The 12,581-nt window shown below is 58.9% G+C and carries 8 protein-coding genes; 4 read left to right on the top strand and 4 right to left on the bottom strand.

The window, feature by feature from the left end:
* Positions 1-2 precede the first annotated feature (2 nt).
* Positions 3-1,826: a serine protease gene (locus Q0K10_RS02030; protein WP_294502482.1), complete on the top strand. Its 1,824-nt coding sequence runs from the start codon at positions 3-5 to the stop codon at positions 1,824-1,826.
* A 30-nt stretch (positions 1,827-1,856) separates the two neighbouring features.
* Entirely contained in the window at positions 1,857-2,081 is a 225-nt protein-coding gene (locus Q0K10_RS02035) for a hypothetical protein (protein WP_294502486.1), read from the top strand.
* A 63-nt stretch (positions 2,082-2,144) separates the two neighbouring features.
* Here the strand turns inward: Q0K10_RS02035 and Q0K10_RS02040 are convergent, their stop codons facing one another.
* Positions 2,145-3,440, bottom strand: coding sequence for a class II aldolase/adducin family protein (locus Q0K10_RS02040; protein WP_294502488.1), 1,296 nt, complete (start codon positions 3,438-3,440; stop codon positions 2,145-2,147).
* Positions 3,441-3,592: 152 nt separating this feature from the next.
* On the opposite strand from Q0K10_RS02040, the gene typA reads away from it, so the two are divergent.
* The gene (gene typA, locus Q0K10_RS02045) at positions 3,593-5,398 is read left to right on the top strand and encodes a translational GTPase TypA (RefSeq protein WP_294502490.1); all 1,806 of its coding nucleotides are present in this window, start codon (positions 3,593-3,595) and stop codon (positions 5,396-5,398) included.
* 1 nt (position 5,399) lies between these two features.
* Positions 5,400-6,737, top strand: coding sequence for an alkaline phosphatase (locus Q0K10_RS02050; RefSeq protein WP_294502492.1), 1,338 nt, complete (start codon positions 5,400-5,402; stop codon positions 6,735-6,737).
* A gap of 56 nt (positions 6,738-6,793) precedes the next feature.
* Here the strand turns inward: Q0K10_RS02050 and Q0K10_RS02055 are convergent, their stop codons facing one another.
* From Q0K10_RS02055 to Q0K10_RS02065, 3 genes are read right to left on the bottom strand one after another with little or no spacing between them, the layout of a single operon-like run.
* Positions 6,794-9,685: a sialate O-acetylesterase gene (locus tag Q0K10_RS02055; protein ID WP_294502494.1), complete on the bottom strand. Its 2,892-nt coding sequence runs from the start codon at positions 9,683-9,685 to the stop codon at positions 6,794-6,796.
* On the bottom strand, positions 9,682-10,794 hold the full coding sequence (gene ispG / locus Q0K10_RS02060) for a flavodoxin-dependent (E)-4-hydroxy-3-methylbut-2-enyl-diphosphate synthase (protein WP_294502496.1): 1,113 nt from the start codon (positions 10,792-10,794) through the stop codon (positions 9,682-9,684). The genes Q0K10_RS02055 and ispG overlap by 4 nt, the downstream gene beginning before the upstream one ends.
* Positions 10,775-12,520, bottom strand: a complete 1,746-nt coding sequence (locus Q0K10_RS02065; protein WP_294502498.1) for a site-2 protease family protein — start codon at positions 12,518-12,520, stop codon at positions 10,775-10,777. Before Q0K10_RS02065 ends, ispG begins: the two co-directional genes overlap by 20 nt.
* Positions 12,521-12,581 lie beyond the last annotated feature (61 nt).

The raw sequence follows: 12,581 nt of genomic DNA on the forward strand, positions 1-12,581 counted from the left end.
TGATGAGAAAGATCTGGTGTCGAGCGGGCGTGGAACGATTTTTCCGGAACAGTTTTCTCGCTTTTTGCGCAATCGCATTCTGCTGTGCGGAGGCGGCGGAGGCCAATGCGGAGAATTCCGGCGGCAGCGGGCAGAAATCTTCGCTGCTGTCGCGAATCCGGAAGAATCACCGGGGAACAGCCGTCAGCGAGCGGGACAGCGATTACTATCTGATCGTGAAGTCGCCGGACGGGCGTGGTTCGGCCTTTCTGGTCTGGCTGTGGGAGCAGCCGGTCATCGTGACGAATGCGCATGTCTTTCTTTCGATGAAAGATCCCGAGATTGTGGACATCAACGGGCGGAAGTACGTCCCGAAAGAGGTGCTTGCCTCGAAAACGCGCGATCTGGTCATCATCTCCTACGAGGGGGCGGAACAGGAGCAGCGGGAACTGCTGACCGCGGTCGGCGATGCGGGAGCCATTCCGATTGACACCGGGGTGGTTGCTTACGGCAACAGCCTTGGCGACGATGTGATCGTCACGCAGAAAGGGAAACTGCTCGGCATCGGCCCGGATAAGATTGAAGTCGATGCTCCTTTCGTTCCCGGCAACTCGGGCGGCCCTGTGGTGCTTGACGAAGGTGGAGAGGTGATCGGCGTCTCGACATATCTGCGCATTCTTGAACCGGATCGGAGCACGACCGGTTCCAAATACGAGGCGACGAAACTGAAGCGGCAGGTGCGGCGGTTTGCCACCCGCATCGACAATCTTGATCCCTCCGATCTCGAACCGGTCTTTCTGGAGAAGATCGGCCGCGAGCGGGAACTGGTGCGCCGAAGCAGCGAATGGGTCTCCTGCATCAGCGACACCTTCAAGGAGGATGAGGCGTTCACGCTCGAGCGGTTTCAGGATTTCCGTGAAGAGTGCTTCCGCCGCTGCCGGGTGCTGATCGAGGGGGAGGCGGCGGAATGGAGCAACACTTATCTGCGGAACAAGTTTTCCGAGAACCGCGAAATGATCGAGGCGGTTCTGAAGGTGCTGAAGCTCGATTTTCTTGTGGAGATCTCCCGGATCGGAGTACTGCTTGATGAACACGCGTCCAGTCTGCTTTCTGTGAAGCGCGAGGGATCTCCCGTGCGCTGTTTCTTCTGCATGGGCAGCGGAAAAAATTCGATCAAGAAACCGAATCCGCTTTATAGGCCGAAATCCGCTTACGCCCGCTGGGTCATCGAACGCAGGAAGTGCCCGGTCTGCAACGGGAACGGCAAACGTCCGCTCTGGTCGGAACGGATCTGCTTCACCTACCCGAAGGAGCTCAAGGATGCCGCCGGGCGGCACATTGCGGAAGCCGGGCAGACGTTCTGCGGATTTCTTCTCGGTGGAACGGAACAGCAGGAGCTTGCCCGGTTCGTGTTTTACCGGAAGAAGCCGCTCTATCGCATCCCGAACGCGTTCGGCGAGACGCTGGTTTTCGCCGGAAATCACTTTGACCGTTCCGCGACCTGCACGGCGCTGACTTTCATGTTCGGTCGGCTGCTCTGCGTGGAGATCGTGACGCCGCAGCTGGAGAAAGGGGGAATCCGCGAAGGGTTGACGCGCTATCTGAAAGAGGAGCTGTCGGACTCTTCGCCGTTCTATGTTCAGGCGATCCGGATCGTGGATCGGAAGATGATTCCTCTGGATTTGCGCGGGCGTCCTCTGCTCAAGCCGGTGAAGCCGCAGCGGATGGAGGACGACCCGGAGTATGACGGCATGATCGTGCGTGGTGTTCACTCCTGTTTCGGCGCGATCAACGCGCTGGATCTGAACTCTCTCGCGGAGAAAAACCGGAAAGCTCAAAATCAATGAATCTGTTCAGCACAGTGCTGTAACGCACACATGACAGTCGCGATATCCATTCTTTCGGCGGGAGTCGTCACGTTTGTCGTGATGATCGTTTCGCTGATTTTCGTCCACCGGCTTTTGAGATGGGTCGAGGAGTATTCAGGAGTCGAAAATTTAACTCCCCGGCTCTATCTCGCCTGGATTCTGCTTGGGGCCGCGCTGTTCTGCGGACTCTTCATCGGAACGAGATCGCTGCTGGAATCCCTTTTCGGAAATTGAAAAAAATCCCGGAGTTTCCGCAGGAAAACTCCGGGACGCGATTTTAGAATTCGATCCCGATGATTACGGGATGAGTTTGAACGCTTTCACGAGGTCGGCGATCTGTTCGTCGTTGATCGGCTTCATCCCGCCGAGATTGCGCGCACTGATGGTCGCCTTGGCGCTGTATTCCGCAACTTCCATGCGGTCGAACGCCTCAAGCAGCGTACGGCCGCTCGAGATCATGCAGTCGTTCTGAATCATGATGATCGGATAGCGCGGCGAGAGCGTTCCGGTGATCTTCCCGAGCTCGCGGAACTGGGTTCCGAACGGGAAAGTCGGCATTTCCCGCAGCAGGATGTAGCTCTCGGGAATCACGCGCGGATCGAACTCCTCGTGCGCGACCATGTAGCCCATGAGGTGCGGCGGGTTCGCGATGATGAGCGAGTTGATCTCCGGCTGGGCGTCGAAGATCGCGCGGAAGAGCCAGGCGGCCCGGCTGAGTTTGCGGCCCGATTCGTACCGCATCCCCTTGACCAGCACCATGTCCTCGGGCTGGATGTTGCCGCGGTCGACGTTGCGCGGGGTGATGAGTATCCGCTCCTTGTCGACGCGCACGGCGAAAGTTCCTTCCGTGCTCGTGAAGAGCATCTGCTTGTAGGCGCGGCGAATCAGCAGCGCCATCTGGTAACGCAGCTCCATTTCGTCGCTGGAGCGCACTTCCGGGTCGAACGGCCGGAAGTCGATGTTGCGGTCGAGCTGGCTGAATTCGATCTCCGTATCGGAGAGGTAATGCGGCGTGCCGAGCTGGATCGCGCGGTTGATGAGCCGGGCGCAGAAGTCGAGCGTCTCGAACCGCTGGAACGCCTCCTGAAGCGTGGAGCCCGCCGTGCAGGCACCGTGGTTTTCGAGCAGAATCGTCGAGTGACCGGCCGAAAAGGCCGCCGCGACGTTCCGCCCGAGCGCTTCGCTGCCGGGAACCTCGTAGGGGGCGTAACCGACCGTGCCGCAGATCTTTTTTGCGGCCGCGTGGACGCTGGTGTCGGGAATCTTCCCGGCCACGCTGAAGGAGACGAGCGCGGGCGGGTGAGCATGCAGAATCCCCTTGATGTCGGGGCGCATCTTGTAGATCGCACGGTGGAACGGGGATTCGCTCGAAGGTTTGTGGCGTCCCTCGATGGTTCCGTCTGGCTTCACGCAGACGATGTCCTCGCGGCGCAGCGTTCCCTTGTCGACGCTGCCGGGGCTGATCCACATGTTGCCGTCGGAGTCGAGGATCGAGAGATTCCCGCCGCTGGTGGTTGTCATGCCGTATCCGTAGATACGCTTCATGATGTCCACAATCTGGTCGCGCGGATGGACGAAGTTTTTCTGGTTCATGATATAACACTTTCCGAAATATGGGTTGAACGTATCGATAATATACACGTATTTTCCGTATCCGGCAAGTGATGTTTCATTGAAAATCGAGCTTCCCTGTGCTATATTGTAAAGATTTACTTTTCAACATCCGAACAGAGGTATGAAAGTCCATGCGCGACTTGAGAAACATTGCGATCATCGCCCACGTCGACCACGGCAAGACGACGCTGGTCGATCAGATCATGAGGCAGGCCAAGATTTTCCGTGAAAACGAAGTAGTTGCCGACTGCTTCCTCGACAGCAACGATCTGGAGCGCGAACGCGGCATCACGATCCTGTCGAAAAACATCAGCATCGAGTACAAAAACGTCAAGATCAACATCATCGACACCCCGGGACACAGCGATTTCGGCGGCCAGGTCGAGCGGGTGCTGAAGCTCGCCGACGGTGTGATTCTTCTGGTCGACTCCGCCGAGGGGCCGATGCCGCAGACCCGTTTCGTTCTCGACAAGGCGCTTCAGCTGAATCTGCGGCCGGTGGTGGTCATCAACAAGATCGACAAGCCGGACGCGCGGCCGGATGCTGTGCATACCAAGGTGTTCGATCTCTTCTGCGAACTCAACGCGAGCGACGAACAGCTCGATTTCCCGCTGCTTTACGCTTCCGGGCGAGACGGCTGGGCGGTGCGGAATCTCGACGATCCGCGCGAGTCGATCTATCCGCTGCTCGACGCGATCATCGAATTTGTTCCTCCGCCGCAGCGGGTCGAGGGACCCGTCCAGTGCCAGGTCGCGACGCTCGATTACTCGAATTTCGTCGGCCGTATCGGAATCGGCCGCGTCTATCGCGGCACGCTTGATACCCGCAAGCCGCTCGTGATCGTCAAACGCGATGGAACCATTGAGAACACCCAGGTGAAACAGCTTTTCACTTTTGAGGGCATCGGCCGCAAGGAGACCAGCGTGGTCGAGTGCGGCGACCTCTGCGCGATTGTCGGAATTCTGGACATCGACATTTCCGACACGATCTGCGATGCGGAACACCCCGAGGCGATGCCGGCGATTGCGATCGATGAGCCGACCATCTCGATGATGTTCCGAATCAACGACTCTCCGTTCTTCGGGCGGGAGGGCAAGTACGTCGGCAGTCGTCAGCTGCGCGAACGGCTTTACAAGGAGGTGGAGCGCGATGTGGCGCTGCGGGTGGAGGATGTCAACGGGGAGGCGTTCAAGGTTTCCGGCCGCGGCGTGCTGCACCTCGCGATTCTGATCGAGACGATGCGCCGCGAGGGGTACGAATTCGCCGTCGCGAAGCCGCAGGTGATCTGCAAGGAGATCGACGGCGTGAAGAACGAGCCGATCGAACGGCTCAGCGTCGACGTTCCCTCCGAATTTGCGGGCAAGATCATCGAAATCGTCGGCCAGCGGCGCGGAGAGCTCATCCAGATGGAGTCGCGCGGAACGCGGCAGCTGGTTGAATTCTTCATCCCGACCCGTGGACTGATCGGGTTGCGCAGCAAGGCGCTGACCGCGAGCCAGGGCGAGGCGATCGTCTCGCACTTGTTCGACCACTACGAGCCGTTCAAGGGGACGATTCCCTCCCGTACGAACGGAACGATGGTCAGCATGGCGCAGGGCAAGGCGATCCCGTTCGCGATCGACGGACTTCAGCAGCGCGGCGAGTTCTTCATCGAGCCAGGCGTGGATTGTTACGAGGGCATGATCGTCGGGGAACACTGCAAGGAAGGCGACCTCGTGGTCAACGTCCAGCGAGCGAAACAGCTCACGAACCTGCGGGCGGCCGGGAGCGACCGGAACATGAAGATCGCCCCTGCGCGCAAGATGTCGCTCGAACAGGCGCTCGAATATATCGAGGACGACGAGCTTGTGGAAGTGACGCCTCTGAACATCCGGCTTCGCAAACTTTATCTGACGGAGCTTGAACGGCGTCGGAACCGTTTTAAAACGGAAGAGTGAAATGAACCGGGCGGCCTGTTTCGTATTCGCCCTGTTTTTCAGCTCCGTCGCCGCGTTTGCGGAGACGAAGAATGTGATCGTGCTGTTCATCAACGGAGCGAATCAGGCGCAACTTGAGTTCGCCCGGCTCGTTGGTGAGGAGATCGCCGGGATGTCGAACACTGCGGCGCTTCCGGTTCAGGGGACGCTCCTGCCGCTGGCGGGGGATTTCCGGAATCCGGCGGTGGCGGCCGTCAACGGTGCGCTTCTCGGCCGCGCCGAGGATGGCGCCGTCGGAGGATTGTCTTCCGGTGAGGAGCTCGATTCCGTTGCAACGCTGGCGCGACTTCGGGGGAAACGGGTCGGAATTGTATCCGACGGAAAATTGACCGGACCTCTGCCCGGGGCGTTTTACGCGCATGAGCCGTTGGAAAATGGTGCCGCCGCTGTCGCAAACTGGCTGCCGCTGTGTGATTTCAATTTTCTTGCGGGCGAGGTGGAGGTGTCTCCGGAAGAGTCTGCGGAGGATCGCATCGGCGGCGTGATGGCGCAGCTTGGTTACCGCAATGTGCTGGAACTCAAGAATCTTTCCCCGCCGGCAACCCGGCTGTTCATCCGCCACCGGGATCTGCCGGGAAAATGTTATGCTCAGGAGCGTTCGTCGCGGGAGGAGCGGGACCGCATGATCGATTATGTCGATGCCGCGTTGAAGTGCCTCGACAACCGCAGCGGTTTTTTTCTCGCGGCCGATTTCAGCAACATCGGCCGCGCGGGGGTCGAAAACGACAGCTCCATGCTGCTGCGGGAGTTATGGCTCTATGACCGGGCGCTGGGGGAGGTGTTGCGTTTCTTCAAGGAGAATCCGGAAGATACGCTTGTGATCGTCGCATCGCTGTATGATGCCGGAGAGTTCCAGCTTTCGGGAGAGCCGGGAGCGGATTTCCCGGTCGGGCCGAGCCGGACAGCTCTGCTTGCGGAGTTGAACCGTTCTTCCCTCAGTTTCGACAAGGCGCTCGAACTGCTCGGCGCAGGGGAACTTTTTGCGCCCGGAGCAGTGGAACTCAAATTGCTTCACCGGCTCTATTTCCATGTTCCCCGGCTCGAAGATGCGGAGGTTGCGGCTGCGCTTCACCATTTTTCCGGCATCGCTTCGGGAAGTGAATTGCGGGACTATCGCGAGTGGATCGACGAAGTGTTGCGCCTGCGAGACCGTCACCTCGGTGCACGTTGGGAGTCGAAGCGCGTGGTGACTTCCCTTACTCCGGTTCTTGCGATCGGGCAGGGGGCGGAGGTTTTCGGCGGAGAGTATACGCTGGAGGAATTCTCCTCCCGGCTTCGGGAAGCCGTCGGAATTCTGTGATGACAAAACGGGCTCCGGAATCACGGATTCCGGAGCCCGAATTCGTTATTTCGCGGTTACTCCATGCTGACGAGGACGTAGAGCCACGCGTTCCTGTAGTTCTTCAGGGCGCCGGAGAAAGTCCAGTCCGGATTGTTGACGGGCTGATTGCCGATGCCGATGTCCGAATTTCCGCCGACGGAGAAATTGTTGTAGGCGAAAACCGTCTGTTTTTCTCCGAAGTTGTGAATCTGCATCGAGCCGTAGCCGGGATCAACTCCCGTAATGCGTTCGTCACCGAAATCGAAGGTGGAGTCTGACGCGCCGGGGATACCCGCCGCGTTACGGTTGCCGTAGTTGCAGGACCAGAATTCGATGTTGCCCTCCGCGAACGTGCCGGTCTTGACCTTGTTCGTGTTGGACTTGACTTCGAGATTGGCGATCTTCTTCTGGAAAACCGCGCCGGTCGATTTGGTCGGGACGCCGAGTTTGGCAACACTCGGATCGAAAGCATCCATTCCCGCGTAAACCCAGCTCTCCTGGTTGTCGTTGCCGGTCAGAACCATGAGGTATGCGACCTTTTTCGCCTTGCCGGTCAAAGCGGCACTGTTGTCGAACTCATAGTTGACACGGGTTCTGTCGCCGAAGCCGGAGCCGCTCTTGAGATCATAGGCGTAGGCGAGCTTCATCGAGCCGGCTTCCGGCACGCGTGCCGTAACCTGGCCCATGAGTTCGGATTCCGTCTTGCGCGGAACTTCATCGACAAAGACATACAAAGTCGCCTTGCTGTAGTTTTTCGCGGCGTTCGAGAAGGTCCAGTCCGGATTGTTGACCGGCTGGTTGCCGATTCCGAGGTCGGCGTTCGAACCGCCTTCGAAACGGTTGTACGCGAAAATCGTCTGACGAGCCCCGAAGTTGTGGATCTGCATTGAGCCGTAACCCGTCTTGACGTTGTTGTCAATCTGGTCGCCGAAATCGAAGACCTGATTGCTGGCGTTCGGAATCCCGGCCCGGTTGTACTGCGCATAGTTGTTCGGCCAGAATTCGATGTTGCCTTCATTGAATTTCCCGGTTCTGATGCTGTCGACGTTCGAAAGCACGTTCATATTGCGCACGCGGGTCTGGAACAGCGCGCCCGTGGAGCGGACCGGCACACCGATCTGCTTCACATTCTGGGTGAACGGATCCATCGAGACGCAGACGAACTGCATGTTCCCATCGTTGCCGTCGAGCCGGGCGATGTAGGTGATCCGGGTGAGTTTCCCCTTGATCGCGTCGCTGTTGTCGACCGTGTACCGGACTTTCGTCTTGTCGCCGAAACCGGAACCGCTCTTGAGGTCGTATTCATAGACAAGTTTGCTGTTCGCATTGTAATAAGCGAGCAGTTCGTCAAAGCTCGGTTTGTATTCGATCCGGAACGAGCCGAGGACAAGACCCGCTTCATTCGCGAGTTTCCCTTCGTTCGTCTGATTCCACATGTAGCGCACGCTCCTGGGTTCGGCGACCTGGTCGGAACTGACGCGGATCTTCGTGCCGTCAACCACCGCTTTGGCCGGATAAAACACACCGTCCATGCCGGCAACTTCGAAGAACGGAATGTTGTCCGCATTTTTCCAGCTTTCGACGAAGTTGAAGTCGAGAACGAACGCATTCCCTTCGACCTTCGAATCTTTGAGACGCGGCGAATCGGCTTTGATGTCGCTGCGGCCGTAATCATTCTTCAGAGCCAGATACGCAAGCCGTTTGCCGACCACCTCTTTGTCGGCGGGATGGATGTCGCGGATGTTGTGAACCGCGTCGGTGATGACCGCCATGCCGACCTTCTCATTCGCGTCGACAAACGCCTGCTGTGCCTCCCAGAGCTGCGGCAGGACCGTCGGATCGCCGCCGTAGGTGAACGGAGCAAGCTGCGCGAAATAGAACGACATTCCGGGATTCTGGAACACTTTGCGCCAGCCGTTCAGCAGTGCCTGCATCTTGTGCTTGTAGAGCATCCGGTCGCCGAGGTTCGCTTCGCCCTGATACCAGATCGCACCGCGCACGGCATAAGGCACGTAAGTCGCGAGCATCTTGTTGAAGAGCACCGTCGGCTGCTGATGGTTGTTGAACGGCTGCTGTTCCGCCGGAAACGCGGGCGGAGTCGGCGGTTGCTGACCGTTGGCGATCGCATTTTTGTACTTTTCCATCCAGGCGGCGTAATCGACCATGACCTTGTCGCTGACGGCCTTGTAATCACTCGTCCCGGGGAGTTTCGCATTTACGGTTTTCGCGATGTTTGCGAGTTCCGGAACCGAGTCAAACCCTTCCGGCGGCGTCCACGGTTCGATCCGGGTTCCGCCCCAGTAGGCGCCGATGATGCCGACCGGAACGTCGAGCTCTTTCACGAGTTCTCTGGCGAAGAAGAATGCGGCTGCGCTTGCCGCTTCGAGCTCCTGGCCGGGAACGGCGAGATTCCATTTCACCGGCTCCTTCGTCATAGCCGTGCCGCTCCACTGACGGGGCATCCGGGTGAAACGGAAGGTCGGGATGTTGGTTTTGTCGGCGACTTCCTTGCCGGTGCCGTTCGCGTTGCGGTGGCGGAAATTCGCTCCGCCGCCCCAGAGCGGCATCTCCATGTTGGACTGGCCGCTGGCGATCCACACTTCTCCGACGAGGACGTTCTTCGCGCTCACCGTGTTCGTCGGGCCGGAGGCTTCGAGCGTGCGGTTCTCCTTGCTGGCGGCGAGGGGAGCAAGTTTGACCATCCACTTGCCGTCGTTTGCCGCAGTGGTCGTCAGGGTCTGATCCGCGAATTTCACGGTCACACTTTCGCCCGGATCGGCCCAGCCCCAGACCGGGACTTCCATGTCGCGCTGCAGAACCGCATTGTCGGAAAAGACCGGTGCGAGTTCCACTTTTGCCTCGACTGCGGTTCCGCCCAATATGAGCGCCGCTGCCGGAAGCAGTTGCATCCATCGGAATTTCATCATTGTTCCCTCTCCTTTTTCTGACTGCATTTCAGAATTTCCGCCTTGAAACATTCAAATCCGGCCTCGGGCTCAAACGCTCCGATCACTTTGCCGAGTTTGAAGATGACAAGCTGTCCGTTTTTGCTCCCGGCCATGCCGAGGTCCGCATCGTGCGCCTCGCCGGGACCGTTGACCGCACAACCCATGACCGCGATTTTGCGCAGATGAATCTCGTATCCGTTCCGCTTGATCGATTCCACGAGTTCTTCTGCCCGTTCCGCGAGACCGATGAGGTCGATCTCCGTGCGGCCGCAGGTCGGGCATGATACGATTTCCGGCGAGGCGCTGCGCAGGCCGCACGCCTCAAGAATCCGCCTGCCCGTGACGACCTCTTCCGCCGGGTCTCCCGTGAGACTGACCCGCAATGTGTCGCCGATACCCTCCATGAGCAGTGTGCCGATGCCGACTGCCGATTTTACAATGCCGCGCCCCGGCGTTCCCGCTTCGGTCACGCCGATGTGCAGCGGGTAATCCGTCCGTTCCGCAAATTTGCGGTAAGCCGCAACCGTCACCGGGACGCTGGAGGATTTCAACGCCGCCTTGATCGCCGTGACACCGAGTTGTTCCAGCATCCGGCACTGTTCGAGTGCACTTTCCACAAGCGCTTCGGCCATCGCCTCGTCGCGGCTCATCCCCTGAAGCTCGAATTTGCGCAGCAGCGCGGGCCGCACGCTCCCGGAATTCGCTCCGACCCGGATCGGTATGTTTCGTCTGACCGCCTCGGCCGCCACAAGCTCCAGACCGTCGCCGAGATTGCCGGGATTGAGCCGGACGGCGTCGACATTGCTCTCCATCGCCGCGAGCGCGAGCCGGTAGTCGAAATGGATGTCCGCCACGAGCGGAATCGGGCTCTCCGCCCGGATTGCCGCCAGCGCGCGCGCCGCTTCCGGATCCGGAACCGCGAGCCGGATGATTTCGCAGCCGAGTTCATGCAGCTGCCGGATCTGCGCAAGCGTCGAAGCGACGTCACGCGTGTCGGTGTTGGTCATCGACTGGATTGAAATCGGATTCCCGCCGCCGATGACGACGTTTCCAATCCGGATGATTCTGCTATTGCGCCGTGGTACCATGGTTCTCTTCTGTTTGAGGCTGCCCGGAATCCGTTTCCGGTTCCGGAAGATTTTTTTCAGGGGCTTCCGTCTTTATCGGAAGCAGATGAGTCTGACGCAGCAGTCGGCGGCCGTCGGAGAACGTGACGTAAACCATAAGCCCGATCAGCAGTACGACGAAGACCATCGACAATCCCTTGATGATGACGGTCGGCAACGGTTTCCGGAAGATGATCTCTATCAGGCCGAACATGATGTGTCCGCCGTCAAGCACCGGCAGCGGAAACAAATTGAAGATCGCCAGTGCGAACGAGATGATGACCAGAAAGTAGATCGCGCTCATGATCGAGGCATGTCGCACCGAGGTGAAGAGAACTGTCCCCATTCCGAGCACTCCGGACATGTGGCTCGGCTTGAGCGAGCTGGTCTGTTCCGTCAGTCCGAGCTTGTTGCCGAGTCCGACCAGAATGCCGACGAGGGATTTGCGGGTCATCTCGACCGTGTTCCCGAGCTGCTGAAACGGCGTCGGATGGTCGAGCATCTCGATCTCGGCTCCGATGGTCTGCGGCGTGCAGACGATCGGTTCGATGGCGAGTTCGTGTTTTTCCCCGTTCCGTTCGAGTTCGATGACGGCTTTCGCCTTCTTGTTTTTGGTGATCAGCTGTTTGAACTCCACGTTGCTGGAGACCGGAACCCCGTTGACTTTCAAAAGTTTGTCTCCCGGCTGAACCCCCGCCGCCTCGGCGGGATAGCCGGAAATGAGAGAGCCGACCAGCGGTTTGTTTCCGTTCTTTGCGACATCGAAGTTGATTCCGATCAGATAAGAGGTGTTTTCCTCTCCGGCAAGTTCTGGAATGTCTTTGGGCTGTACGCTCACCTCGAGTTGTTTTCCGCCGCGCAGCAGGGTCAGCCGAACCGGCAGACCGCGGCTGCCCGCGAGGTCGATTGCGCTCTGATATTCGAGAAATTCCGACAGCGGTTTGCCGTCGACGGCGATTACGACGTCCCCCGGCTCGATCCCCGCCTGTTCCGCCGGCGACCCAGCCTCCGGATAGATCACGATCGGCACGAGAACCGTGAAGAACGGCCAGGCGATTCCCTCCGCCCGGAGCTGGCTCGGCGCATTCGGATTCTCCGCCGGGACATAGGCGATGTGAATGATCTTACCGTCCCGCTCCACGTCGAAGGTGACTTCTCCGACCGTCAGCAGGATTTTGTTGAGGATGACCTCCTTCCAGGTCGCGAAGAACGGTTCGCCGTTGATTCGCATGATCTTGTCCCCGGGACGGAGACCGGCGGCCCATTCGGGTCCGCTTTGATCGACCGTGAGCACGGAGAGCTCCCGCATTTTCGGCGAATCCTGCGGAATCCCGATCCACCAGACGAAACAGCCGATCAGCAACCCCGAGAGAATGTTGAAAAGCGGTCCGGCCACCGCGGTGATGATCCGGTCCAGCGGTTTGGCGCGCGGCAGTTCGGTGCCGTCTGCCGCCTTCGGAATCGCGTCGGTCGCGTCGACCTGCGGCAGTTCGACGTAGCCGCCGAACGGCAGCCAGCCGAGACGGTATTCCACTCCGTTGATTTTCTTCCGCCAGAACGGTTTGAATCCGAGCGAGAACGCATCAATGTGCAGTCCGCGCCACTTGGCCGCGAGAAAGTGACCGAGCTCGTGCGAGAAAATGCAGAACCCGATCGCCACAAATACAAAAACAATGGAAAGTATATTCAGGATCCAGTCCAGTATCATTAATTCTTTTCCCTTTTCTTTATTTCCGGGAGAATACGTGGAGAGCGCATCCTCCTCTTTT

This window comes from uncultured Victivallis sp. (assembly GCF_944391105.1).
GTDB lineage: Bacteria > Verrucomicrobiota > Lentisphaeria > Victivallales > Victivallaceae > Victivallis.

Coding starts and splice junctions, on each gene's coding strand:
- Q0K10_RS02030 (WP_294502482.1), top strand. CDS start 3: ATGAGAAAGATCTGGTGTCGAGCGGGCGTGGAACGATTTTTCCGGAAC.
- Q0K10_RS02035 (WP_294502486.1), top strand. CDS start 1,857: ATGACAGTCGCGATATCCATTCTTTCGGCGGGAGTCGTCACGTTTGTC.
- Q0K10_RS02040 (WP_294502488.1), bottom strand. CDS start 3,440: ATGAACCAGAAAAACTTCGTCCATCCGCGCGACCAGATTGTGGACATC.
- typA (WP_294502490.1), top strand. CDS start 3,593: ATGCGCGACTTGAGAAACATTGCGATCATCGCCCACGTCGACCACGGC.
- Q0K10_RS02050 (WP_294502492.1), top strand. CDS start 5,400: ATGAACCGGGCGGCCTGTTTCGTATTCGCCCTGTTTTTCAGCTCCGTC.
- Q0K10_RS02055 (WP_294502494.1), bottom strand. CDS start 9,685: ATGATGAAATTCCGATGGATGCAACTGCTTCCGGCAGCGGCGCTCATA.
- ispG (WP_294502496.1), bottom strand. CDS start 10,794: ATGGTACCACGGCGCAATAGCAGAATCATCCGGATTGGAAACGTCGTC.
- Q0K10_RS02065 (WP_294502498.1), bottom strand. CDS start 12,520: ATGATACTGGACTGGATCCTGAATATACTTTCCATTGTTTTTGTATTT.